Origin of the sequence: Janibacter zhangyanbonis (genome assembly GCF_050507325.1) — a bacterium.
In the GTDB taxonomy this organism is placed as follows: domain Bacteria; phylum Actinomycetota; class Actinomycetes; order Actinomycetales; family Dermatophilaceae; genus Janibacter.
Genome location: NZ_CP191481.1, coordinates 1,428,978 through 1,453,255 on the forward strand (window position 1 = coordinate 1,428,978; position 24,278 = coordinate 1,453,255).

The following is a 24,278-nucleotide window of genomic DNA, read 5'->3' on the forward strand; positions in this document are numbered from 1 at the left end:
GGAGGCCTGCCGGCTCCCCGGGCTACCGGTTGGACACCGGGCCAGCATGACGAAGGCCCCAGACCCCCGGGATGTCGGGGATCTGGGGCCGTTCGCGTGCCCAGTCGGCTCAGATGTCGAAGTACATCTCGAACTCGTGCGGGTGCGGGCGCACCTGCAGCGGGAGCACCTCGTTCTCGTACTTCCACTGGATCCAGGTGTCGATGAGGTCCTGGGTGAAGACATCGCCCTCGAGCAGGAACTCGTGGTCGGCCTCGAGGGCCTTGAGCACCTCGGGGAGCGAGGTGGGGACCTGCTCGATGGCCTCGTGCTCCTCCGGGGGCAGCTCGTACAGGTCCTTGTCGACCGGCTCCGGGGGCTCGATGCGGTTCTTGATGCCGTCGAGGCCGGCCATCAGCTGGGCGGCGAAGCACAGGTAGGGGTTGCTCGACGGGTCCGGGATGCGGAACTCGACGCGCTTGGCCTTGGGGGAGTTGCCCGCGATCGGGATGCGGATGCAGGCAGAGCGGTTGCGGGCCGAGTACACGAGGTTGATCGGGGCCTCGAAGCCCGGGACCAGGCGGTGGTAGCTGTTGGCCGTCGGGTTGGTGAAGGCGAGCAGCGCGGGGGCGTGCTTGAGCAGACCACCGATGTACCAGCGGGCGATGTCGGACAGGCCGCCGTAGCCCTGCTCGTCGTAGAAGAGCGGCTCGCCGTCCTTCCACAGGGACTGGTGGGTGTGCATGCCCGAGCCGTTGTCACCGAAGATCGGCTTCGGCATGAAGGTCGCGGTGCGGCCGTCGTTCCACGCGGTGGACTTGACGACGTACTTGAACTTCATGATGTCGTCGCCGGACTGGAGCAGGGTGTTGAACTTGTAGTTGATCTCCTGCTGGCCCGCGGAGCCGACCTCGTGGTGGCTGCGCTCGACCTCGAGGCCGACGGCCTTCATGTTCAGGCAGATCTTGTCGCGCAGGTCGGCCATGTGGTCGACCGGCGGCACGGGGAAGTAGCCGCCCTTCATGGCGGTCTTGTAGCCCTTGTTGCCGCCCTCCTCCTTGCGGCCGGAGTTCCACTTCGCCTCGATCGAGTCGAGGTAGTAGTAGGAGCCCTGCGGCTGGGTGTCGAAGCGCACGTCGTCGAAGACGTAGAACTCGGCCTCGGCGCCGAAGAAGGCGGTGTCGGCGATGCCGGTCGACTTCAGGTAGGCCTCGGCCTTCGCCGCGACGTTGCGCGGGTCGCGGCTGTACTGCTCACCGGTGAAGGGATCGACGATCGAGAAGTTGACGATGAGCGTCTTCTCCTCGCGGAAGGGGTCCAGGTAGGCGGTCTTGATGTCCGGGACGAGCTTCATGTCGGACTCGTGGATGGCCTGGAAGCCGCGGATCGAGGATCCGTCGAACATCTGGCCCTCGGTGAAGAAGTCCTCGTCGATCGACTCGGCCGGCACGTTGAAGTGCTGCATGATGCCCGGCAGGTCGCAGAAACGGATGTCGACGAACTTGACGTCCTCGGCCTTGATGAACTCAAGGACCTCGTCAGGGGAGCTGAACAAACCATCCTCCTGGGGTGGGGCGGCAGGCCGCTCTGACCCGCCGCTTCAACTGTTGGTGATGACTGTAGGCACGGCCGGTTTCTCGACCATGACCCGAATGTTTCACCGGTGTTACATGAGACATGCGTCCCACGTGTTGAGACCAACCCTAGCGCCCGGGGGCACGGCCCGGCGGGAGCGTCCATCGGCGTTGCATAGGCTGCCCCGGTGAGCAGCAGCACCGACCGTCCCATCCCGACCCCTGACGAAGGGGGGAGCAGCGCCGGTTTTGCTCGGCGCCTGGTGGCGGTCGTCATCGACTGGGTCGCCTGCCTGCTCATCACCAACGGCCTCATCGGCCGCTTCGTCGAGCTGAGCCCGGAGGCCTTCTCCTTCGTCCCGCTCGGGCTGCTCTTCCTGCTCAACCTCGTCGGCGTCACCCTCGGTGGTGCGACCTTCGGTCACCGTCTCCTCGGGCTGCGGGTGGTGCCGCTCGTGGGGGAGTGGGTCACCCCCCTTCGCTCCGCGGTGCGGGCCGCCCTGCTCTGCCTCTTCATCCCCGCGCTCGTCACGGCGAAGGGGGACGGCCGCGGCCTGCACGACCTCGCCGCCCGCACCCACGTCGTCCGGGTCTGACCAGCGTCTCCCGCCCTTGAACTCCGCAAAACCTTAGGGTTTTGCGGAGTTGGGCGCTGTGGGTCGGCCCGTTCAGCCGCGGAAGAAGGTCAGCGCCACCCGTGACAGGTCGAGCAGGTCACTGGTGCCGGCCAGCTCACGGGCCGAGTGCATCGACAGGATCGGGATGCCGACGTCGACGGTGCGGATGCCGAGGCGGGTCGCGGTGATCGGCCCGATCGTCGACCCGCACGGCACGGTGTTGTTGGACACGAAGTCCTGGCTCGTCACACCGGTCTGCTCGCACCACCCGCGCCAGGCCGCGGCGCCGACGCCGTCGCTGGCGTAGCGCTGGTTGGCGTTGATCTTCAGGATCGGGCCGGAGCCGAGGACCGGCCGCACGGCGGGGTCGTGCTTCTCGGGGTAGTTGGGGTGCACCGAGTGCCCCACGTCGCTGGAGACGCACCACGACGACGCGAGGGCACGCAGCCGCTCACCACGGTCGGCGCCGAGGGCGATGCCGATGCGCTCGAGCACCTCCTCCAGAAAGGGGCCGCCGGCACCGGTGCGGGTCGCCGATCCGACCTCCTCGTGGTCGAAGACGGCCAGGAGCGGGATGTGGTCGCCCGCGACGTCGTCGAGCTGGGTCATCGCGACGGTGCCGGCGTGCACGCTGGCGAGGTCGTCGAGGCGGCCGGCGGCGAAGAAGACGTCGTCCTTGCCGAAGACCGCACCGCGCGCGGAGTCGGCCGTCATGAGGTCGTAGCCGCGCACCCGGGTCGCGTCGACGCCGGCCGTCGCGGCGAGCTCGCCGATGAGGTCGGCAGAGGCGGCGGCGCCCACGCCCCACACGGGCTGGGTCTGCACCTGCTTGTCGAGGGCGAAGCGCTCGTTGGCCTCGCGGTCGAGGTGGATCGCCAGCTGCGGCAGCCGCAGCAGCGGCCCGGAGTCGGCGAGCACCTCGGTGCCGTCGTCGAGCACGAGCCGGCCGGCCAGGCGCAGCTCGCGGTCGAGCCAGGAGTTGAGCAGCGGCCCGCCGTAGACCTCGACGCCGGCCTGCAGCCAGCCCAGGCGGCCGGTGGTCGGCTGCGGCTTGAGCTTGAAGCCGGGGGAGTCGCTGTGCGCGCCGAAGATGCGCACGGGCGTCGTCGTGGTCGCCCCCTCGGGCACGACCCAGGCGATGACCGCGCCCTCGCGCAGGACGAGGTAGCGGCCCGGTCCCTGCGGCCAGGCGTCCGTCTCACGAAGGGGGGCGAAGCCCGCCTCCTGCAGGCGGCGGGCCACCTCGGCCGCCGCGTGGTAGCTCGACGGCGACGCGGCGACGAAGTCGGCCAGGTCCTCGGCGTGGGTGGTGGCGGCAGCAGGCACGAGTGGGTCTCCCGGAGGTCGGCGGGTGGGGGCCGTGGGTGGGTCCGGGCCGCTCGACGCGGGCGGACCCGTGGGGTCAGCGGCCGCGCAGGGCGCTGCGGTTCATCCGCGCACGGGTCGGGTCGACGCCGGCGGGGACGCCCTGGCGGATGCCGGGGAGGGACTTCAGCCGCTTGTTGACGACGGCCATCTCCTCCTTGCTCAGCTCGGGGCGCAGGCGGGTGAGGGTCATGCGGATCTTGCGCGGGTGCAGCTCGCCCTCGGCGGAGCCGACGATGTAGGTGTGCACCGGCACGCCGGGGGCGACCCGGTTGACCTTCTTGGTCTCCTTGGCGAAGAGCTTGTCGACGCGGTGCTTCGGGCCCTCGCCGAGCAGGACGATGCCCGGGCGGCCGAGGGCGCGGAAGACGACGGCGGCGGTGTTGATCTCGCTCGGCTTGGTGGCGTCGGCAGCGACCGGCTCCTGGTCGAAGTACCACCCGCGACGCAGGGTCGACATGCCACCGATGGCGGCGCCGCGCTGGCCCTCCATCTGGGCGAAGGCGGCCCGCTCGCCGCGGCGCGAGAGCACGATCATCGCCGCGAGAGCGGCGAAGGGCAGCGCGACGAGCAGCGAGGCGAAGACGTGGCCGAAGATCAGGCCGATGATCGCCCCGATGGCGAGCACGACGACGAAGGCGAGGATCATCCACAGGGTCACCTGCGGGTCGATCGCCTTGATCGTCTTGTAGACCGAGGCGATCCGCTTGAAGGGGTTCTCGCGCTTCGGCTTCTCGGGCTTGTCGTTCTTGCTGGCCATGAGGAGAGAGTCTAGTTGCTCGGGCGGGGTGCCAGGTCAGCCGTCGGTGCCGGTGGCGGGCTGGTCGAGGATCGCCTGCGCACGCGACTTCGCGACGAGCGACGAGGCCTCCTGGCGGGCCGGCTCGTCCACCGCAGCGGCGAGGTGCGACAGGTGCTCGGGGATCGGGCGACCCCACTTGGCCATGGCCGTCGAGTAGAGGCGGCCGGCGCGGTAGCTCGAGCGCACGAGCGGCCCGGCCATGACGCCCTTGAAGCCGATCTCCTCGGCGAGCTCGCTCCAGTGGACGAACTCCTCGGGCTTGACCCACCGGTCGATCGGGTGGTGCAGCTTCGACGGGCGCAGGTACTGGGTGATCGTGATGATGTCGCAGCCCGCGTCGTGCAGGTCGCGCAGTGCGGTCTCGATCTCGTGGTCCTCCTCGCCCATCCCGAGGATGAGGTTGGACTTCGTCACGAGCTCGGCCTCGCGGGCCATCGACAGCACCTTGAGCGACTTGTCGTAGGTGAAGGCCGGGCGGATCTGCTTGAAGATGCGCGGCACGGTCTCGAGGTTGTGGGCGAAGACCTCGGGGCGGGCATCGAAGACCTGACCGACGAGCTCGGGCTTCGCGCCGAAGTCGGGCGGGAGGATCTCGACGCCGGTGTTGGGGTTGAGCTCGTGGATCGCGCGGATCGTCTCGGCGTAGAGCGCGGCGGCACCGTCGGGCTGGTCGTCGCGGGCGACACCGGTGACGGTCGAGTAGCGCAGCCCCATCTCGCGGACGGACTCGGCGACGCGGCGCGGCTCGTCCATGTCGAGCGAGGTCGGGCGGCCGGTCGCGATGTCGCAGAAGTCGCAGCGGCGGGTGCACACGTCACCGCCGATGAGGAAGGTCGCCTCGCGGTCCTCCCAGCACTCGAAGATGTTGGGGCAGCCGGCCTCCTGGCACACGGTGTGCAGGCCCTGCCCGCTGACGCGGCCCCGGATGGCGTTGTACTCGGGGCCCATCTTGGCGGTGGTCCGGATCCACTCCGGCTTGCGCTCGATGGGGGTCTCGGCGTTGCGCGCCTCGACGCGCAGCAGACGACGTCCTTCGGGTGCGACGGTCACGCAGCTCTCCTGGCAATCTCGGTGACCCCGGTGGTGTCCGGAGTCACTCCAGACTACGCCTCCACCGTGGAGGGCCGAAGGGGGGCGACGCGGACCCCCCTTCGCCACTACACTGTGTAGTAACCGCGGGCGAGGCCCGCGCCCGACGCAGGAGGTCGTCATGACGGAATCACCTGTCCACGTGATGCGCGCCGAGGAGAGCTGGGAGGCGCTGCATGCCAACGAGTTCGGACGCCTGGCCTTCCACCTCGCGGGGGAGGTGCACATCGTGCCGATCAACTACGCCACGGACGGTGAGGTCCTGCTCTTCCGCACCTCGCAGGGCAACAAGCTCCTCGGGATCGTCATGAGCGCCGACGTCGCCTTCGAGATCGACGGCTACGACTCCGCGCACGCCTGGTCGGTCATCGTGCGCGGCAACGCACGGGTGCTCGAGACGACGGACGAGCAGGCGCGGGCCGAGGCGTCGCGGCTGCGCTCGTGGGTCCCGACGGACAAGGACGTCTTCGTCGAGATCACGCCCCGCGAGGTGAGCGGGCGGCGCTTCGACCTGGCCAAGCCCTGGGAGCACATGATCCCGACCGGCTGACGCGTCGGTCAGGCGCCCTGCGCCTGAGCAGCCCCTGTGGTGAGCGGCAGGTCCTCGGTCATCACCTCGAGCAGGTGGGCCCGGGCCGAAGGGAGGATGTCGGCCACGGTGATGTCGCGACCGGTCTCGAGGGCCAGGGTCGAGACGTCGGCATCGGGGATGCCGCACGGGACGATCGTCTGCGTCCACGACAGGTCGCAGTTCACGTTGAGGCTGAAGCCGTGCATGGCGACGTCGCGCGAGACGCGGATGCCGATCTGGCCGAGCTTGCGGTCGCGGGTGCCGTCGGTGCCGGGCACCCAGATGCCGGAGCGGCCGGGCACGCGGGTCGCGGTGACGCTTACGTCGGCGGCGACCCGGATCATCATCTCCTCGAGACGACGCACGTGGGCGATGACGTCGCGCCGTCCGGGCAGGTGGGCGATCGGGTAGCCGACGAGCTGCCCGGGGCCGTGCCAGGTGATCTTGCCGCCACGGTCGACGTCGATGACGGGGGTGCCGTCCATCGGTCGCTCGTGGGGCTCGGTGCGCTTGCCCGCGGTGTAGACGGCGGTGTGCTCGAGCAGCAGGGTCGTGTCCTCGAGATCGCCGGCGACGACGGCGGCGTGGACCCGCTTCTGGTGCTCCCACGCGGTCAGGTAGTCGACGGTGTCTGGGGCGAAGCCGAGCTCCTCGAAACGCATGGCCGCCAGCCTACGCCGCGCCAGTTGTCCTCCCTTCGCCCTCCGCCACGTCGCCCATCCGCACCCGGCACGAACTCTGCACAACCCCAGGGTCTTGCAGAGTTCCGCGACCGCAACCCTGCAAGACCCTAGGGTCTTGCAGGGTTCTGGGGAGGGCTGTGGAAATCTCGACGGCCGGATCGGCGAGGTCCGGCAAGGTGGAGGGCATGGACGAGATCCCACCCGAGGTCCCCGGCTATCGCCTGACCCGCCTGCTCGGGACCGGCTCGACGTCGACGGTCTGGCGGGCGCGGCGCGAGGCCGACGACGAACTGGTGGCGATCAAGCTGCTGCGCGGAGGAGCCGACGACGAGGCGCTGCGCGAGTACTCGATGCTCCAGCACGCGGCCGCCGAGCACGTGGTCACCCTGCACGAGGTCCGCGAGGTCGACACCGACGAGGGGCCGGCCACGGCCCTCGTGCTCGAGCTGCTCGCCGGCGGCAGCCTCGGCCGCGTCGTCGCCGAGCGGGGCCACCTCACCCCGGGGGAGACCGTCACCGTCATCGCGCCGATCGCCCGTGCCCTGGCCGGGCTGCACGGCCTCGGGGTCGTCCACGGCGACCTCAGCCCGGGCAACGTCCTGCTCGACAGCACCGGACGGCCGGTGCTCGCGGACCTCGGATTCTCCCGACTGACCGGGGAGGCGCCGGGCGACGTGCACGGCACCGACGGCTACGTCGCGCCGGAGGTCCTCGACGGCGAGGAGCCCAGCCGGGCCAGCGACGTCCACGCCCTCGGCGCGCTCGCCTGGCTGTGCCTCGTCGGGGAGCCCCCCGGCCACGTGGCGGACCGGCTCGACCTGGGTGCGGGCCTGGCCGACCACCCCGCCCTCGTCGACGTCGTCGAGTCCTGCCTCGCGGGTGACCCGGCGAGCCGTCCGGAGGCCGACGAGGTGGCGGTCGACGTCTTCGACGCGGCACCCGCGCAGCCCCTGCGCATGACCGCCACCGGTGATGTCGCCTCGGGTCTGACGCGGCGCATCCGTGAGGCGGCGGCCCGGGACGGGGTGCAGGTGCCCGACTGGCAGCGTGAGCTCGTCGCCGACGAGGCGCCCTCGCCGACCCGGCGGTGGTGGCAGCGCCGACGCGACGAGGAGCAGACCGCGAGCGAAGGACCGCGAGCGCGGGCCGGACGCCACGCGGCACCCCGCCGTCCCCGTGACGAGGACATCGATCTGTCACGCGACGCCGACGTGTCATCCACCCGGGACATCGCGCGGGCGGCCGAGCAGGGTCCGAGCAGCCGTCGCCTCGCGGTGGCCGTCACCGTCGCGCTGGGGCTGGCCCTCGCGGTCGTCGTGCCATGGCGGCAGCTGGCCTCCGCCGATGACGAAGGGAGCGCCCCGCGCCCCGCGTCGGTGGTCGCGACGGACGATCCGGCCGGGACCGGCTCGGCGGACGCCGCCGACACCCGCGTGCTCACCGATCGCTCCGCACCCCGGTCGGCGCCGGTGCGTCTCGCGCAGGCCCTGACGACGATGCGGCAGCAGGTCGTCACCGACCTGGATCCGGTCGTGCTCGGCCGGCTCGACGAGCAGGGATCACCTTCGGCGACGCGAGATCGCGAGCTGCTCGAGGAGCTGCGTGGGGGTGGGCTGCGCTACGAGGGGCTGTCGATGACGGTCCGCTCGGCGAGCCTGGAGCGCACGAGCGGCAGCACCGCCGTGCTGCGCACCGTCGTCGACGAGGGTGCCTACACGGTCGTCGCCCGCGACGGCTCGCGCCAGCAGCGCCCGGCCCGACGTGCGCAGCGCGCCGATCTCGTGCTCGTGTGGGACGGGAGGTGGCGGGTGCGCGACGTCACCGCGTCGGACGCGGGCTGAGCAGGTCGTCGAGGGCGTCGTCGAGATGGGGGTGCCGGTGCTCGAAGCCGGCTGCGTCGAGCCGCTGGGGGAGCACCCGGGTCGAGGCGAGCGCCTCGCCGGCGAACTCGCCGATCGCCAGCCGCATCGCGACCGCGGGCGTCGGTACCACCGCGGGGCGGTGCAGCCGCCGCCCGATGCCTCGAGCGAGCTCGCGCTGCCGCACCGGGTGGGGCGCGGTGAGGTTGACCGACCCCTCGAGGGTCGGGTCCTCGACGAGCCGGGTGTAGGCGCCCACGACGTCCTCGAGGGAGACCCATGGCAGCCACTGCCGTCCCGAGCCGAGCGGGCCGCCGATGCCGAGACGGCCGACGAGCAGCATCGGGGCCAGGGCGCCACCGTGGGCGGCAAGGACGATGCCGGTGCGCGCGTGGGCCACGGGGACACCCGCAGCGACGGCGGGAGCCGCGGCGGCCTCCCAGTCGCGGACCACGCCGGCGAGGTAGGTGCGCCCGGGAGCGGACGCCTCCGTGAGCACCTCGTCGCCGCGGTCGCCGTAGAAGCCGACGGCGGATGCCGTGACGAGTCGTGTCGGGCCGGCCCCGGCCGCCACCGTCCTCGCGACGAGGTCCGTGCCGTGTACCCGCGAGGTGCGGATGAGCATCTTGTAGGTCGGGGTCCAGCGCCGGTCGCCGACCCCGGCGCCTGCGAGGTGCACGACGGTGTCGACGTCGGCGAGCACTGCCGGGTCCAGGACCCGACGGTCCGGGTCCCAGGGGCGCTCGTGGTCTCCCTTCGCCTCGCGTCGCACGAGATGGACCACCTCGTGACCGTCCGCCCGCAGGGACGACGACAGCGCGCCGCCGATCAGTCCGGATGCTCCGGTGATGGCGACGCGCTGTCGTCGTGTGCTCATGTCAGGCCTCGAAGCGGCCTTCCTCCAGACGGGCCTTGACCGTCCCGAGGAAGCGGGCCGCGTCGGCGCCGTCGACCACGCGGTGGTCGTAGCTGAGCGCGAGGTACATCATCGACCGGATCGCCAGCGTCTCGCCGCCGTCGTCGGTCGTGATGACGACGGGGCGACGCACGATGGCGCCGGTGCCGAGCATCGCGACCTGCGGCTGGTTGAGGATCGGGGTGTCGAAGAGCGCACCCCGGCTGCCGGTGTTGGTGATGGTGAAGGTCCCGCCCGACAGGTCGTCCGGCGTGATCTTGTTGTTGCGCGTGCGGTCGGCGACGTCGGCGATCGCCCGGGCGAGACCGGCGACGTTGAGGTCACCGGCGTTCTTGACGACCGGCGTGAGCAGGCCGCGCTCGGTGTCGACCGCGATCGAGAGGTTCTCCTGACCGTGGTAGACGATCTCCTCGCCCTCGACGCTGGCGTTGATGCCCGGGTGCGCCTTGAGCGCCTCGGCCGTGGCCAGGGCGATGAAGGGCAGGAAGGACAGCTTCGTGCCCTCGCGGTTGGCGAAGTCGGCCTTGGCGGCGTCGCGGACGCGGGCCACCTTGGTCATGTCGACCTCGACGACCGTCGTCAGCTGGGCGGAGACCTGCAGCGACTCGACCATCCGCTGGGCGATGACCTTGCGCAGGCGGGTCATCTTCTCGCGGGTGCCGCGCTTGGACTGCGGGACGTTGGACTCCAGACCGGCCGGGACGCCCGCGGGGGCAGCCGCAGCGGGAGCAGCAGCCGGAGCGGCGGCGGCCGGGGCGGCAGCCTCCTGCGGCTGGTTCTTCGCCTTGGCGGCGTCGAGCACGTCCTGCTTGCGGATCCGACCACCGATGCCGGTGCCCTGGACCTGCGAGAGGTCGATGCCGTTGTCGGCGGCGAGCTTGCGCACGAGAGGCGTGACGTAGGCGGCGGCGTCGCCACCGGACGCAGCCGGAGCCTCCGCCTTGGGAGCCTCCGCCTTGGGGGCCTCCGCCTTCGGGGCCTCCTGCTTCGGCTCCTCCTTGGGTGCCTCCGCCTTGGGCTCCTCCTTCGGAGCCTCCTGCTTGGGCTCCTCGGCCTTCGGCTCCTCCTTGGGGGCCTCCTGCTTGGGCTCCTCGGCCTTCGGCTCCTCCTTGGGGGCCTCCTGCTTCGGCTCCTCGGCCTTGGGCTCCTCGGCGGGCGCGGCGGCGCCGCCACCGGAGCCACCGACGATCGCCAGATCGGCGCCGACCTCGACCGTCTCGTCCTCCTGGACGAGGATCTTGGTCAGCGTGCCCGCGACGGGGGAGGGGATCTCGGTGTCGACCTTGTCGGTCGAGACCTCGAGCAGCGGCTCGTCGACCTCGACGGTGTCGCCCTCGGCCTTCAGCCAGCGGGAGACGGTGCCCTCGGTGACGGACTCGCCCAGGGCCGGCATGGCCACGGTCGTGCCGTCGCCGGAGTCGCTCGACGAGCTCTCGGCAGCGGGGGCCTCGGCCGGGGTCTCGGCGGCGGGAGCCTCCTCAGGCTCCGCTGCCGGGGCCTCCTCGGCAGCCGGCTCCTCGGCGGCAGGCTCCTCGGCGGGAGCCTCCTCCTGCGCGGAGTCGTCGCCGGAGTCGGAGGCCGCAGGGGCGTCGCCGTCCCCGATGACGGCGAGGTCGGCTCCGACCTCGACGGTCTCGTCCTCCTCGACGAGGATCTCCTGGATCGTGCCCGCGACAGGCGACGGGATCTCGGTGTCGACCTTGTCGGTCGAGACCTCGAGCAGCGGCTCGTCGACCTCGACCGTGTCGCCCACGTTCTTGAGCCATCGCGTCACGGTGCCCTCGGTCACGGACTCACCCAGTGCCGGCATGGCAACCCGCTCAGACATGCGCCTCTGCTCCTTCTATCGAGATGGGATACGTCACAGACTCTCACGAGTCTGCGGGGTCTTGTCCACGGGGCCCACGTCGTGTCCCGTGGAGATCTGCAGGTGCCGCCCTCGTCCGGCTCAGGCGTGCGCGTGCAGGGGCCGGCCGGCGGCGAGCATGGCCGCCTCGCCCAGGGCCTCACCCTGCGACGGGTGGGCGTGCACGAGCGGGGCGACGTCCTCGGGGTGGGCCTCCCAGCCGACGACGAGCTGCGCCTCGCTGATCAGCTCGCTGACGCCGAGTCCGACCATGTGGACCCCGAGGACGGGGCCGTCCTTCTCGCGGACGAGCGTCACCGAGCCCGTCGTGCCCCGGATGATGCTGCGGCCGTTGCCGCCCAAGGGATAGGTGACGACCTCGACGTCGTGACCGGCCCCCTTCGCCGCCTCCGTCGACAGCCCGACGGAGGCGATCTCGGGGTCGCAGTAGGTGACCTTGGGGATCGTCACGTCGTCGACCGGTCGCGGGTCGAGCCCGGCGAGGTCCTCGGCGACGAAGATCCCGTGGGCGAAGCCGCGGTGGGCCAGCTGGAGGCCGGGCACGAGGTCACCGACCGCGCGCACGCCCTCGACGTTGGTGCGCAGCCGCTCGTCGGTCGGGACGAACCCGCGGTCGACGGCGACACCCGCCTCCTCGAAGCCGAGACCCTCGCTGCGCGGACCGCGCCCGACGGCGACGAGCACGAGGTCGACCTCGAGCTGGTCGCCGCCCTCGAGGTGCACGACGGCGCGCTGCTCGTCGGCCTCGACGGAGGCGACCCGGGTGGCGGTGCGTGAGGTGATGCCGCGCTTCTTGAACTCGCGCGTCAGGTGCTTGGAGATCGACGGTTCCTCGGCCGCGACGATCCGGTCGAGCGCCTCGACGATCGTCACCTCGGCGCCGAAGCTGCGCAGCATCGAGGCGAACTCGACGCCGATGACGCCGCCGCCGAGGACCGCGACCCGCTGCGGGATCGTCTCGAGGTTCATCGCCTGGTCGCTCGTCATGACGCGCGGCCCGAGCTCGACGCCGGGGATGGTGCGCGCGTACGAACCCGTCGCCAGCACAACGGTCTTCGCGCTGACGCGGGTGGTGCCCCCTTCGCCCTCGACCTCGACGGTGCCGGCGTCGACAAGGCGACCGCGGCCGCTGACGACCTCGATGCCCGCCTGGCCGATGAGGCCGGTCAGGCCCTTGTGGAGCTGCCCGATGACCTTGTCCTTGCGGGCGTGCAGGGCCGTGGTGTCGATGCCCTCGAAGCTCGTGAGCACCCCGTGGGCGGCACCGGCCCGCGCGCCGTCGGCGAGCTCGGCCGCGTGGAGGAGCGCCTTGGTCGGGATGCACCCGCGGTGCAGGCAGGTCCCGCCGATCTTGTCCTCCTCGACGAGCGCGACCTTCATGCCCAGCTGCGCTGCCCGCAGCGCGCAGGCATATCCGCCGCTGCCGGCTCCGAGGACGACGAGGTCGAAGGGGGTCGAGGTCGCGGGGTCTGCCACGAGATGCTCCTTTGCACGGGATGTGTCCGGGGTCACGGACCGGCCCCAGCGTAAGGGGTTCTCGGCGTCAGTCGCCCAATCGAAGAAGAAGCGCCCGGTCGACCGAGCGCTTCTTCTTCGAATGGATCTGCGTGGGTGTCAGTCGAGGTTGGCGATGTGCTCCAGGAGGGTGCCGACGGCGACGCCGGTGCCGCCCTTGGGCAGGTGGCCGGTGGCGCCGCCCTCGTTGAAGGAGGGGCCGGCGATGTCGAGGTGGGCCCAGGGGATCTGCTCGCCGTCGGCGTCCTTGGCGAACTCCTGCAGGAACAGGCCCGCAGTCAGGGCGCCGCCCATGCGGTCGCCCTTGTGGGCGATGTCGGCGGTGGCGGAGTCGAGGCCGGCGCGCAGGGCTGTGGGCAGGGGGAGCGGCCAGCTCGGCTCGTCGGCGCGGTCGGCGGCCTCGGTGATCGCCGTGCGCAGCTCTTCGTCGTTGCCCATGACACCGAAGATGTGCGGGCCGAGGGCGACGACGCAGGCGCCGGTGAGGGTGGCGACGTCGAAGATCTGGTCGGGACCCGACTCGGCGGCCAGGGCCATGCCGTCGGCGAGGACCATGCGGCCCTCGGCGTCGGTGTCGAGGATCTCGACGGTCATGCCGTTGCGCATCGTGACGACGTCGCCGGGGCGCTGGGCATTGCCGCCCGGCATGTTCTCCGCGAGGCAGAGGTAGCCGGTCACGGCGACGTCGAGCTCGAGCTCGGCCGCGGCGACGACCGTGGCCGCGACGGCGGCGGCACCGGCCATGTCGGACTTCATCGTCGCCATGCTGGCGGAGGGCTTGATGCACACGCCGCCGGTGTCGAAGGTGATGCCCTTGCCGACGAGCGCGACGTGCGACTTCTTGCCGCGGGGGCTGTAGCTGAGGGTGACGATGCGGGGCGGGCGGCTGCTGCCCTGGCCGACGCCGACGATGCCGCCGAAGCCGCCCTCGAGCAGGGCCTTGTCGTCGAGGACCTCGACCTTGAGCTTGCCGGAGGAGGCCTTGGCCACCTGCTGCACCTGCTCGGTGAAGGACTGCGGGTAGAGCAGGTTGGGCGCGGTGTTGACGAGGTCGCGGGCCCACGCGACGTTGCGCGCGATCGTCGCGGCGGTCTCGAGGACCTCCTTGGGCGCGGCCTTGCGGTCGAGGGAGGAGAAGACGGTGATCTCCTGCTCGTCCTGCTCCGCGGGCGCGGACTTGTGCGCGGTGAAGGTGTAGGCGCCGGCGAGGGCACCCTCGCCGATGGCGGCCAGGTCGGCGTCGTCCTCGTGGGGGAGGGCGATGGCGACGGATTCGGTGCCCGCGGCGCGGACGGCGGCGCCCGCGGCACGACGAAGGGAGTCGGTCCCCCCTTCGCCCGGCTCCTCACCGAGGCCCACGAGCACGACCTTGGCGGCCTTGAGGCCCGGGACGGCCGGCAGGCTCGTCGTGGCGCCGACCTTGGTGCTGGCCTCGAGGGCAGGCAGAACCGTGGCCAGGTGCTCGACGGCGGACTTCGGCAGGTCCGCGCTCGCGGTGGCGGTCGGCTCGGAGCCGGTGACACCCAGGACGAGGGTGCGGCCGGACCAAGCGGCGAGGGAACGGGAACCGAGGATCAGCTGGGCCACGTGAGTGGGACCTTTCGCGCGGGGAAACGGTGGATGTACCACGCGCAGGCTATCCCGTATGGCGAGACGGTAGCGTCTGGGGCATGACCGCCAGCGATGCCCTGCGCACCTCACCGATCCATGAGCGCCACGTCGCGCTCGACGCCAAGATGGCCGACTTCGGCGGCTGGGAGATGCCGATCGAGTACCCCGGCGGCGGCGTCGTCGCCGAGCACACGGCCGTGCGCGAGCGGGTCGGGCTCTTCGACGTCAGCCACCTCGGCAAGGCCCGCGTCGCCGGCACCGGCGCCGCCGAGCTGGTCAACTCGACGCTGACCAACGACCTCGGCCGGATCAGCCCCGGCAAGGCGCAGTACACGTTGTGCTGCAACGAGTCCGGTGGCGTCGTCGACGACCTCATCGCCTACCTGCGCGGCGACGACGACGTCTTCCTCATCCCCAATGCCGCCAACACCGCGACCGTCGTCGAGATGCTGCGCGAGGCCGCGCCCGAGGGCGTCGAGGTCACCGACCTGCACGAGGACTACGTCGTCCTCGCGGTCCAGGGGCCCAAGAGCGACGAGGTGCTCACCTCGATGGGCCTGCCCGTCGACCACGACTACATGTCCTTCGACGACGCCGTGTGGGAGGGCCACGACATCACCGTCTGCCGCACCGGCTACACCGGCGAGCGCGGCTACGAGCTCGTCGCCCCGGCCGCCGCCGGCCTGCAGCTGTGGGACGCGATCATCGCGGCGATGGCTCCCTTCGACGGCCTGCCGTGCGGTCTCGGTGCCCGCGACACCCTGCGCACCGAGATGGGCTACCCGCTGCACGGCAACGACCTGTCGCCCGAGATCACCCCGGTCATGGCACGCTCGGCGTGGGCCGTCGGCTGGGACAAGGAGACCTTCTGGGGCAAGGACGCGCTCGTCGCGCAGCGGGTCGCGAAGTCGGGCCCGCTCCTGCGGGGCCTGCTCGTCACCGGCCGCGGCATCCCGCGCAGCCACTGCGCCGTCAAGACCGCAGACGGCACCGAGGTCGGCGAGGTCACCTCGGGCACCTTCAGCCCGACGCTCAAGCAGGGCATCGCCCTGGCGCTGCTCGACCGGTCGGTCGGCGAGGGCGACGAGGTCGTCATCGACGTGCGCGGGCGTGAGGTCGCCGCCACGGTGACCAAGCCGCCCTTCGTCGAGGTGCAGGTGAGGCAGGCATGAGCGAGGCCTACCGCTGGCGCTTCGAGGACACCTCGGGGCAGCCCCTGCCGAGCGAGCACTCGGTGCCCTTCCCGACCCAGGCCGACGCCGAGGCGTGGTTCGCCGAATCGTGGGAGGACCTCGCCGACGCGGGCGTGGCCCAGGTGAGCCTGCTGCGCGAGGCGGAGGTCGTCTACGGGCCGATGCCGCTGTCGGCCGGCTGACAGCCGCCACCAACAGCTGAGGGGCCGCACCCGATCGGGTGCGGCCCCTCAGCTCGTCGCCGGAGCGGTCAGAGCGTGTCGCCGCGCTCGACCATCGGCTTGGGCATGCGCGTGCGGCGCATCTGGAAGGCGCGCATCGCGAGGTACATGGCCAGACCACGCAGGTTGGTGTCGGCGCCGAAGCGCTGGAGGAGCTTCGGCTTCGTGCGACGCCACAGCAGCCACACGTCGACGATCGCGATGAGGATGAGGACGTAGACGCCGAGGAAGACGTAGGTCGCCCACGTGCCGGCGAAGAGGCTGAGCACGAGCACCGCGAGCATGAGCGGCAGCAGCAGCTCGCCGAGGTTCCAGCGCACGTCGACGGCGTCGCGGACGAAGCGGCGCACCGGGCCCTTGTCGCGCGGCGGCAGGTGGCGGTCGTCGCCGGTCACCATCGCCTCGCGCATCTTGCGCGCGTTCTCGCGGCGGGCCTCGCGGTCGGCGGCCTTCGCGCCCTTGCGGTCGGCCTGCACGAGGGGACGCTTGCGCGCGGCCTCCTGGTCGCGCCGCTTGGGTGTGGGCCGGTTCTTGGCGCCCTCGCGGTGGGGCCGCTCGTCCACGGGGGAGGCGGGCTGGTCGTCCTTCTTGCGTCCGAACACGAGGAGAACTCTAGGTGCACCGCGCCGGTCGGTCGGAGCCGGTCGTCCGCGATAGCGTCTGCCGCGTGACCGACACCACCCTCACCGCAGACCAGATCGAGACCCTGCGCGCCCGCGTGCGCGAGCTGATGCCGCAGGTGCGCGCCGACCTCGAGGACCTCACCCGGATCCCGAGCGTCAGCCTCGACTCCTTCGACCAGGCCCACGTCCAGGCCTCCGCCGAGCGCACCGCCGAGCTGTTGCGCGCGGAGGGCCTCGACGTCGAGATCGTGAGCGAAGGGGGACGCCCCGCCGTCATCGGGCACGTCGACGGCCCCGAGGGCGCGCCGACCGTGCTGCTCTACGCGCACCACGACGTGCAGCCGCCCGGTGACCTCGACGACTGGGACTCCGACCCCTTCGAGCCGGTCGAGCGCGATGGTCGCCTCTACGGGCGCGGAGCCGCCGACGACAAGGCCGGGGTCATGGCGCACGTCGCCGCGCTGCGGGCGCACTCCGGCAACCTGCCGGTGGGCGTGACGATCTTCGTCGAGGGCGAGGAGGAGATCGCCAGCGAGTCGCTGCCGCGGCTGCTCGAGCGTCATGGCGACCGCCTGACCTCTGATGCGATCGTCCTCGCGGACTCGCTCAACTGGGCCATCGGCACGCCCGCGCTCACGACGACCCTGCGCGGCTCCCTTCGCGCCGTCGTCACCGTGCGCACCCTCGACCACGGCGTGCACTCCGGCATGTTCGGCGGCGCCTGCCCCGACGCGATCACCTCGCTGTGCCGGCTCATGGCGACTCTGCACGACGACCAGGGTGACGTCGCGATCGAGGGGCTCGTCCACGAGGACGCGCCCGAGATCGACTACGACGAGGCGCGGCTGCGCGAGGAGTCGGGGCTGCTCGACGCCACCGAGCTCATCGGCACCGGCTCGATCCCCTCGCGGCTGTGGACCAAGCCGGCCGCCGTGGTCATCGGCATCGACGCGCCCGCCGTCGACGAGGCGGGCAATGTCCTCGCCGCGAGCGCCCGCGCCAAGATCAACCTGCGGCTCAACCCGACCCAGGACCCGGCCGAGGCGTGGGAGGCGCTGCAGCGCCACCTGCAGGAGCACGCCCCGTGGGGTGCGACCGTCGAGGTCGAGCTCGACGAGCAGGGCTGGGGCTTCGCGGCCGATGCGCAGGGGCCGGTCTACGACCAGGCTCGGGCGGCCTTCGCCGACGCCTGGGGCACCGACCCGGTCGACGTGGGCATCGGCGGTTCCATCCCCTTCGTCCAGGCGTTCGCGGAGAAGTTCCCCGACGCCGCGATCCTCGTCACGGGTGTCGAGGACCCCGACACCCGGGCGCACGGTGCCAACGAGTCGCTGCACCTCGGCGAGTTCGAAAAGGTCTGCACCGCCGAGGCGCTGCTGCTGGCCCGCCTCGGCGCGATGCGCGGCTGACGAGGAGCTGACGTGCCCCAGAGCGCCGAGGAGATCTTCGAGCTGGCGAGGACGCGCACCGACGCGCCCTCGCTGGACTTCGTCGAGTGGCCCGCCTTCCCCTGGGTGGCCGATGGTGGTCGCGTGGTCGCCAAGGACCTGCTCCCACCGGCCGAGGCCGACCGCGTCCGCGACGGCGAAGGGGGCCGCGACTGCTGGCGCTGCGACCACCCCGACGAGGGGGTGGTCTGGAGCAACGAGCGCTGGGTGCTCTCGGCCGATCGCGGGGGGCGCGGCGGTCTGCTGGCGTTGTGGTTGCAGACCCGCGAGCACATGGACTTCGGCGACATGGACGAGGACCTCGCGGGGGAGTGGGGGCGGCTCGTGCACCGCCTGCACAACGCGATGCTCGCCCTGCCCAACGCCGGTCGCGTCCACCTTGGCAAGTGGGGCGACGGGAGCGCCCACCTGCACACCCTCGCGATGGTCCGGCCGGCGCGCCTGCCGCAGGTCATCGGCTCCTTCGCCGTCGAGTGGGACGACATCCTGCCGCCGGTGCCCGAGGAGGTCTGGCAGCGCGAGGTCGACGAGGTCGTCGCGGTGATGGGCACGCGCGACGGGGCGAGCGGAGGAGACTGAGGTCATGGTCCGGCTCATCGCGGTGCACGGAGACATCACCGCCCAGCAGGTCGACGCGATCGTCAACGCCGCCAACTCCGCGATGCGCGGTGGCGGGGGTGTCGACGGTGCGATCCACCGCGCCGGCGGTCCGGCCGTCCTCGAGGACTGCATCGCCCGGTTCCCCGACGGCCTGGCCACGGGAGAGGCCGGGTGGACGACCGCGGGGGACCTCCCCTCGCGCTGGGTGATCCACACGGTCGGTCCCAACCACGCTGCCGGACAACGCGATCGCTCGTTGCTCGTCTCCTGCTACCGCAGGTGCCTCGACGTCGCCGACGCGCTGGGAGCGCGCTCGGTCGCCTTCCCGCTCGTCAGCGCCGGCATCTACGGCTGGCCCAAGGACGACGCGATCGCCGCAGCGGTCGAGACGATTCGGGCGGCGCCCACCCGGGTCGAGGAGGTGCGGCTCGTCGCCTTCGACGAGGCGACCTTCGCGCAGGTGGAACAAAGTTCAAATTTCAACTAAAGTGTGGGTATGGCACAGGGCAGCTACGTCGAGAAGGACTACACCCGCGACACCGCGTACATCGAGGACCGGATCACCTCGGACGGGTCGAGCGACTGGCCGGTCGAGCCGGGGCGCTACCGCCTCGTCGTCTCCCGGGCCTGCCCGTGGGCCAACCGCGCGATCATCGTGCGCCGCCTGCTCGGCCTCGAGGACGTCATCTCCATGGGCATCACGGGCCCGACGCACGACGCCGACTCGTGGACCTTCGACCTCGACCCCGGTCACCTCGACCCGGTGCTGCAGATCCCGCGGATCAAGGACGCCTACCTCGCTCGCTTCCCGGAGTACTCGAAGGGGATCACCGTCCCCGCGATCGTCGACGTGCCCTCCGGCCAGGTCGTCACCAACAACTTCCCGCAGATCACCTTCGACCTGTCGACCCAGTGGCGCGAGCACCACCGCGAGGGCGCGCCGGACCTGTGGCCCGAGCACCTGCGCGAGGAGATGGAGGTCGTCAACAAGCGCGTCTACACCGAGGTCAACAACGGCGTCTACCGCTGCGGCTTCTCCGGCGACCAGGCCGCCTACGAGGCCGCGTACGAGCGGCTGTGGAGCGCGATGGACTGGCTCGAGGAGCGGCTGTCGACCCGCCGCTACCTCATGGGCGAGCACATCACCGAGGCCGACGTGCGGCTCTTCACGACCCTCGCGCGCTTCGACCCCGTCTACCACGGGCACTTCAAGGCCAACCGCTCGAAGCTGTCGGAGATGCCGGTCCTGTGGGCCTACGCCCGCGACCTCTTCACGACGCCCGGCTTCGGCGACACGACCGACTTCGTGCACATCAAGAGCCACTACTACGAGGTCCACCGCGACATCAACCCGACCGGCATCGTCCCCGCAGGTCCCGACCTGTCGAACTGGCTGGAGCCGCACGGCCGCGAGGCCCTCGGCGGTTCCCCCTTCGCCCCCGGTGCCACGCCTCCCGGACCCCCGAGCGAAGGGGAGCGCGTCCCGGTGGCGCACAACCCCCTGCTCGACGAGACCGGGATGGTCCGCTCCGCCTGACGCCCCGGCCGCCGGCGCGCGTTGGCGCAGCATTCACCCCGTGGGCGCGCTTGCGACACCCGCGGCCGCGAGGGTGCGACCATGCACCCGATCTCCCGCACCCGCTCGGTGACCGCCACGACCGCAGCGCTGGCACTGGCCCTCGCCGCACTGGCCCAGCCCGCCGCAGCCGCACCGGCTCCCGTCGACCTCGGCACCCCGCTGCCGCAGGCCCACGCGCACAACGACTACGAGCACGAGCGACCGCTGCTCGATGCCCTCGAGCACGGCTTCACCTCGGTCGAGGCCGACGTGTGGCTCGTCGACGGTGAGCTGCGGGTCAGCCACGACGCCGTGGGCCTCGCCGACGCGCCGACCCTCGAGGAGGCCTACCTCGACCCGCTGAGCGAGATCGCCTCGCGCGGCGGCCGGCAGATCTACCCGGGCTACGCGGGCGACGTCCAGCTGCTCATCGACATCAAGAGCGACGGGCCGTCGACCTGGCGTGCCGTCGAGGCCGAGCTCGCCGACCACGCGCAGATCTTCACCCGGGTCAAGAACGGCAGGGTCCACGACCGCGCCGTCGAGGCGGTCATCAGCGGCAACCGCCCGCGCGCCGAGATGGAGGCGGCGACGACGCGCTACTCCTTCTACGACGGGCGCTCCACCGACCTCGACTCGGGCACCGACGCCGCCCTCATGCCGCTCGTCAGCGAGAACTGGACGAAGCTCTTCACCTGGCAGGGCATCGGCGAGATGTCGCAGGCCGAGCGCGAGCGGCTGCACGCCTACGTCGCCAGCGCCCACCGTGACGGCTACCGCGTGCGCTTCTGGGCGACCAACGACATGGCCGGCGAGGCCCGCACCAACCTCTGGCGTGAGCTGCGGGCCGCGGGCGTCGACCACATCAACACCGACGACCTCGGTGGGCTGCAGGACTTCCTCACGCAGGAGTGAGTCCCTACGCGCGGGTACGGATACCACTTGTCCCGCCGAGACTCCGGCGAAGCCCGGAAACTCGCGATTTCACGCCGCGGCCATCCGACGAGAGATATCCGTACCCGCGAGTCACAAGCCCGTATCAGGCACCGAGCCGCTCGCGCACCGTCGCGGCTCCGTCCCCGCCGATCCGGTCGAGGTAGGCGCGTCTGCCCGACATCACCATGGCGAGCGCCTCTACGGTCCCCGTCACCGCGGGGCCGTCGCCGTGGGTCCAGTCGGAGTCGGTCGCCTCCCAGCGCAGCCCGTCGAGCAGGCCGGGCGTCGGGACGAAGGACTCGCGGCCGCGGGGGGAGACGATGATCTCGAGGGCGGCGCGCCAGTGCTCCAGGGGCACGGTGACGTCCAGGCCCTGCGGGTCGGCGAGGTCGCGCAGGTGGATGCACGAGTCGGTGAAGGGGCCGGCCCAGCCGATGAACCAGGGCTTCGACCCGGTGCCGGCCGGGTGCCGCAGCTCCGCCGCCGTCTCTGCGAGCGGTCGGTCGCCGAGCCGGGCCGCGTGCACGTCGCAGGCCCGCGCCATCGAGCGGTGCCGCGCCGCGGTCAGCAGGAAGCGCCAGGACGGCACGTGCACCGGCTGCAGCATGTGACCGGCGAGGGTGCGCACGTCCCAGTCGGTGCACAGCGTGGCGTCGTGCGCGTGGTCCTCGCCGAGGGAGTCGAGGACATCGGCGAAGAGCCGCCGGTTGTCGGCGGTCCGGGCGAGGAGCTGGGTGTCGTCCACGGGCCCAGCCTGCCAGCGCTGCGGCCGAAGGGGGGCGGCTCAGTCCTTCGACGTCTCGCCCGGCAGGGCGAGCATCTGGTCGAGCGCGACCTTGGCCCAGTGGGCGACGTCGGGGTCGACGGTGATCGGGTTGACCACGCGCCCCTCGACGAGGGACTCGAGCGCCCACACGAGGTGGGGCAGGTCGATGCGGTTCATCGTCGAGCAGTAGCAGACGTTCTTCTCGAGGAAGCTGATCTGCTGCTCGGGGAACTGCTGCGCCAGGCGCTGGACGAGGTTGAGCTCGGTGCCGACGACCCACTTCGTGCCCGCGGGGGCCTGGGAGACGACCTTGATGATCTTCTCGGTCGAGCCGACCTCGTCGGCGAGCTCGACGACCTCGTGGCGGCACTCGGGGTGGACGATGACCTTGACGTCCGGGATCTCGCGCCGGGCCGTCTCGACGGCGTCGACCGTGAAGCGGCCGTGCACCGAGCAGTGCCCGCGCCACAGGATCATCCGTGCGTCACGGATCTGCTCGACCGTCAGGCCGCCCATCGGCAGGTGGGGGTTCCACACGACGCAGTCGTCGAGGTCCCGGCCGAGGTCGCGGGCCCAGGTGTTGCGGCCGAGGTGCTGGTCGGGCAGGAAGAGCACCTTGCCCCCGCCGTCGACCCCGCCGGTCTGGTCGAAGGCCCAGCCGAGGGCGGTCTGCGCGTTGGACGAGGTGCAGATCGTCCCGCCGTGGCGGCCGGTGAACCCCTTGATCGCCGCCGAGGAGTTCATGTAGGTCACCGGGATCGTCACGTCGGCGACGCCCGCCTCGACGAGCTCGTCCCAGCACTCCTCGACTTGGTGCAGCGCGGCCATGTCGGCCATCGAGCAGCCGGCGGCGAGGTCGGGGAGCACGACGGTCTGATCGTCGCTGGTGAGGATGTCGGCCGACTCCGCCATGAAGTGCACGCCGCAGAAGACGATGTAGGGCGCGTCGGGCCGGGCCGCGGCCTCCTTGGCCAGCTTGAAGGAGTCGCCCGTGGTGTCGGCGAAGTCGATGACCTCGTCACGCTGGTAGTGGTGCCCGAGGACGAAGACCCGGTCGCCCAGCGCCTCCTTGGCCGCGCGCGCCCGCGCGACGAGGTCGGGGTCGGAGGGCGCGGGCAGGTCGCCCGGGCACTCGACTCCCCGCTCTGAGTGCGGGTCGGTGCCCTGCCCGAGGACGAGCAGGGACAGGGGCTTGGGCGAGGACTGCGTCGGGGCGCTCACGGCAGGCATGATCCCACAGCGGCGTCGAGCCCCTCGGTAGAGTCCACGCGTGCACGTGCTCATCGCGCCCGACTGCTTCACCGGCACCCTCACCGCCACGCAGGCGGCCGAGGCCATGGCCGCTGGCTGGCGCCGCCGCGCCCCCGACGACCTGCTGACGCTCGTGCCCCTGTCCGACGGCGGTCCCGGATTCCTCGACGTGCTCACCTCGAGCGTGCCCGGCGAGTCGACGATCGTCACCGTGAGCGGTCCCCGGGGCGGGTCCGTGCCCGCGGCCCTGCACATCACGACGGACGAAGGGGGGCGACGCACGGCCTGGGTGGAGTCGGCCCAGGCGATCGGTCTGCACCTGCTCGACGCCACCGAGCGCGACCCCGGCGTCACCTCCACCCACGGCCTCGGCGAGCTGCTCGACGCCGCGCTCGCGCAGGGCGTGCAGCGCATCGTCGTCGGCCTCGGCGGCTCCGGGACCAATGATGCCGGCGCCGGCATGCTCGCCGCCCTCGGTGCCGGACCGCGCGAGGCGCTCGGTGGCGGGGGAGCGGGCCTCATCGCGGTCCGCGAGCCCGATCTCGCCGGCCTGGCCGCGGCCCGCGAGCGCTTCGCCGGCGTCGAGCTCGTCGCCGCGACCGACGTCGCCTCGCCGCTGCTCGGCCTGCAGGGCGCGAGCGCCGTCTTCTCCGAGCAGAAGGGCGCGACCCCGGAGCAGGCCCAGGTCCTCGAGGGGGCTCTGGGGCACTTCGCCGACGTCGTGCGCCGGGTCATGCCCGCGGGCAGCGACCTGCTCACCGGGCGGGAGCGCCGCCTCGACCGCGAGCCGGGTGCCGGCGCCGCCGGCGGGGTCGGCTACGCGCTGCTCCTCCTCGGCGGTCGCCGGGTGAGCGGTGTCGAGACGGTGCTCGCCGCGGTCGGGCTCGACCGGCTCGTCGCCGCCGCCGACCTCGTCATCACCGGTGAGGGCTGCCTCGACTGGCAGAGCCTGCAGGGCAAGGTCGTCGCCGGGGTCGCCGAGCTGGCCGCCGCCCACGCGACGCCCGCGGTCGCGCTCGCGGGCCAGGTGCTCATCGGTCGCCGGGAGGCGATGGCGATGGGTCTGGCCGGCAGCTATGCCGTCGCCGACAAGCACGCGGACCTCGCGCCGGTCATGGCCGACCCGGTCGGCACCCTCGCGGAGCGGGCCGAGCGGGTGGCCGCCACGTGGTCACCGCGACGGTGACCCCCCTTCGTCCCTGACGTATGGTGGGAGGACGGGAACAACCCGGGC

The 24,278-nt window shown here is 71.9% G+C and carries 23 protein-coding genes; 11 read left to right on the forward strand and 12 right to left on the reverse strand.

The annotated features are described in order from the left end of the window. Positions 1-109 precede the first annotated feature (109 nt). Positions 110-1,534, reverse strand: coding sequence for a type I glutamate--ammonia ligase (gene glnA / locus ACQBJO_RS06970; protein WP_421008599.1), 1,425 nt, complete (start codon positions 1,532-1,534; stop codon positions 110-112). Positions 1,535-1,741: 207 nt separating this feature from the next. Between glnA and ACQBJO_RS06975 the strand changes: the two genes are divergently transcribed. Continuing rightward, complete coding sequence (locus tag ACQBJO_RS06975) at positions 1,742-2,149, forward strand: RDD family protein (RefSeq protein WP_421008598.1); 408 nt, start codon at positions 1,742-1,744, stop codon at positions 2,147-2,149. A 72-nt stretch (positions 2,150-2,221) separates the two neighbouring features. On the opposite strand, the gene ACQBJO_RS06980 is transcribed toward ACQBJO_RS06975, so the two are convergent. From ACQBJO_RS06980 to lipA, 3 genes are all read right to left on the reverse strand, one after another. Further along, positions 2,222-3,496 carry a M18 family aminopeptidase gene (locus ACQBJO_RS06980; protein ID WP_421008597.1) on the reverse strand — a complete coding sequence of 425 codons (1,275 nt, stop codon included), beginning with the start codon at positions 3,494-3,496 and terminating at the stop codon, positions 2,222-2,224. Between the two features lie 76 nt (positions 3,497-3,572). Further along, positions 3,573-4,295, reverse strand: coding sequence for a DUF4191 domain-containing protein (locus tag ACQBJO_RS06985; protein WP_421008596.1), 723 nt, complete (start codon positions 4,293-4,295; stop codon positions 3,573-3,575). A 36-nt stretch (positions 4,296-4,331) separates the two neighbouring features. Next, positions 4,332-5,387, reverse strand: a complete 1,056-nt coding sequence (gene lipA, locus ACQBJO_RS06990) for a lipoyl synthase (RefSeq protein WP_421008595.1) — start codon at positions 5,385-5,387, stop codon at positions 4,332-4,334. Between the two features lie 160 nt (positions 5,388-5,547). On the opposite strand from lipA, the gene ACQBJO_RS06995 reads away from it, so the two are divergent. After that, positions 5,548-5,976, forward strand: coding sequence for a pyridoxamine 5'-phosphate oxidase family protein (locus tag ACQBJO_RS06995; RefSeq protein ID WP_255186037.1), 429 nt, complete (start codon positions 5,548-5,550; stop codon positions 5,974-5,976). 8 nt (positions 5,977-5,984) lie between these two features. On the opposite strand, the gene lipB is transcribed toward ACQBJO_RS06995, so the two are convergent. Next, positions 5,985-6,659: a lipoyl(octanoyl) transferase LipB gene (gene lipB / locus ACQBJO_RS07000; RefSeq protein ID WP_430407162.1), complete on the reverse strand. Its 675-nt coding sequence runs from the start codon at positions 6,657-6,659 to the stop codon at positions 5,985-5,987. Between the two features lie 206 nt (positions 6,660-6,865). Here lipB and ACQBJO_RS07005 point away from each other — a divergent pair, with 206 nt between their 5' ends. Next, a complete protein-coding gene (locus tag ACQBJO_RS07005) occupies positions 6,866-8,521 on the forward strand; it encodes a serine/threonine-protein kinase (RefSeq protein ID WP_421008594.1) in 1,656 nt (551 codons plus the stop codon). On the opposite strand, the gene ACQBJO_RS07010 is transcribed toward ACQBJO_RS07005, so the two are convergent. The 4 genes from ACQBJO_RS07010 to ACQBJO_RS07025 all read right to left on the reverse strand — a co-directional run bounded on the left by ACQBJO_RS07010 (position 8,499) and on the right by ACQBJO_RS07025 (position 14,424). Then, positions 8,499-9,416, reverse strand: a complete 918-nt coding sequence (locus ACQBJO_RS07010; protein ID WP_421008593.1) for a TIGR01777 family oxidoreductase — start codon at positions 9,414-9,416, stop codon at positions 8,499-8,501. The genes ACQBJO_RS07005 and ACQBJO_RS07010 overlap by 23 nt on opposite strands. A gap of 1 nt (position 9,417) precedes the next feature. Continuing rightward, positions 9,418-11,283, reverse strand: coding sequence for a 2-oxoglutarate dehydrogenase, E2 component, dihydrolipoamide succinyltransferase (gene sucB / locus ACQBJO_RS07015; protein ID WP_421008592.1), 1,866 nt, complete (start codon positions 11,281-11,283; stop codon positions 9,418-9,420). Between the two features lie 120 nt (positions 11,284-11,403). After that, the gene (gene lpdA / locus ACQBJO_RS07020) at positions 11,404-12,798 is read right to left on the reverse strand and encodes a dihydrolipoyl dehydrogenase (protein ID WP_421008591.1); all 1,395 of its coding nucleotides are present in this window, start codon (positions 12,796-12,798) and stop codon (positions 11,404-11,406) included. Positions 12,799-12,936: 138 nt separating this feature from the next. Further along, positions 12,937-14,424, reverse strand: coding sequence for a leucyl aminopeptidase (locus tag ACQBJO_RS07025; RefSeq protein ID WP_421008590.1), 1,488 nt, complete (start codon positions 14,422-14,424; stop codon positions 12,937-12,939). Positions 14,425-14,507: 83 nt separating this feature from the next. On the opposite strand from ACQBJO_RS07025, the gene gcvT reads away from it, so the two are divergent. Then, positions 14,508-15,620: a glycine cleavage system aminomethyltransferase GcvT gene (gcvT, locus tag ACQBJO_RS07030; protein WP_421008589.1), complete on the forward strand. Its 1,113-nt coding sequence runs from the start codon at positions 14,508-14,510 to the stop codon at positions 15,618-15,620. Beyond that, on the forward strand, positions 15,617-15,823 hold the full coding sequence (locus ACQBJO_RS07035) for a hypothetical protein (RefSeq protein WP_255186045.1): 207 nt from the start codon (positions 15,617-15,619) through the stop codon (positions 15,821-15,823). Before gcvT ends, ACQBJO_RS07035 begins: the two co-directional genes overlap by 4 nt. A 68-nt stretch (positions 15,824-15,891) precedes the next feature. Here ACQBJO_RS07035 and ACQBJO_RS07040 read toward each other — a convergent pair whose 3' ends face one another. Then, positions 15,892-16,464: a DUF3043 domain-containing protein gene (locus ACQBJO_RS07040; protein ID WP_421008588.1), complete on the reverse strand. Its 573-nt coding sequence runs from the start codon at positions 16,462-16,464 to the stop codon at positions 15,892-15,894. Positions 16,465-16,529: 65 nt separating this feature from the next. On the opposite strand from ACQBJO_RS07040, the gene ACQBJO_RS07045 reads away from it, so the two are divergent. The 5 genes from ACQBJO_RS07045 to ACQBJO_RS07065 all read left to right on the forward strand — a co-directional run bounded on the left by ACQBJO_RS07045 (position 16,530) and on the right by ACQBJO_RS07065 (position 21,006). After that, on the forward strand, positions 16,530-17,894 hold the full coding sequence (locus tag ACQBJO_RS07045; protein ID WP_421008587.1) for a dipeptidase: 1,365 nt from the start codon (positions 16,530-16,532) through the stop codon (positions 17,892-17,894). A 12-nt stretch (positions 17,895-17,906) separates the two neighbouring features. Continuing rightward, positions 17,907-18,512 (forward strand): hypothetical protein, encoded by a 606-nt coding sequence (locus ACQBJO_RS07050; RefSeq protein WP_421008586.1) that lies wholly within the window; start codon positions 17,907-17,909, stop codon positions 18,510-18,512. Between the two features lie 4 nt (positions 18,513-18,516). Further along, positions 18,517-19,020, forward strand: a complete 504-nt coding sequence (locus ACQBJO_RS07055; RefSeq protein ID WP_421008585.1) for an O-acetyl-ADP-ribose deacetylase — start codon at positions 18,517-18,519, stop codon at positions 19,018-19,020. A 9-nt stretch (positions 19,021-19,029) separates the two neighbouring features. After that, positions 19,030-20,070: a glutathione S-transferase family protein gene (locus ACQBJO_RS07060; protein ID WP_421008584.1), complete on the forward strand. Its 1,041-nt coding sequence runs from the start codon at positions 19,030-19,032 to the stop codon at positions 20,068-20,070. A gap of 81 nt (positions 20,071-20,151) precedes the next feature. Beyond that, on the forward strand, positions 20,152-21,006 hold the full coding sequence (locus ACQBJO_RS07065; protein ID WP_421008583.1) for a phosphatidylinositol-specific phospholipase C/glycerophosphodiester phosphodiesterase family protein: 855 nt from the start codon (positions 20,152-20,154) through the stop codon (positions 21,004-21,006). Positions 21,007-21,130: 124 nt separating this feature from the next. Here ACQBJO_RS07065 and ACQBJO_RS07070 read toward each other — a convergent pair whose 3' ends face one another. Together ACQBJO_RS07070 and nadA are read right to left on the reverse strand one after the other, a co-directional pair. Next, on the reverse strand, positions 21,131-21,772 hold the full coding sequence (locus ACQBJO_RS07070; RefSeq protein ID WP_421008582.1) for a maleylpyruvate isomerase family mycothiol-dependent enzyme: 642 nt from the start codon (positions 21,770-21,772) through the stop codon (positions 21,131-21,133). A 39-nt stretch (positions 21,773-21,811) separates the two neighbouring features. Then, the gene (gene nadA, locus ACQBJO_RS07075) at positions 21,812-23,023 is read right to left on the reverse strand and encodes a quinolinate synthase NadA (RefSeq protein WP_421008581.1); all 1,212 of its coding nucleotides are present in this window, start codon (positions 23,021-23,023) and stop codon (positions 21,812-21,814) included. Between the two features lie 40 nt (positions 23,024-23,063). On the opposite strand from nadA, the gene ACQBJO_RS07080 reads away from it, so the two are divergent. After that, on the forward strand, positions 23,064-24,230 hold the full coding sequence (locus tag ACQBJO_RS07080; RefSeq protein ID WP_421008580.1) for a glycerate kinase family protein: 1,167 nt from the start codon (positions 23,064-23,066) through the stop codon (positions 24,228-24,230). The last annotated feature ends 48 nt before the right edge of the window (positions 24,231-24,278 follow it).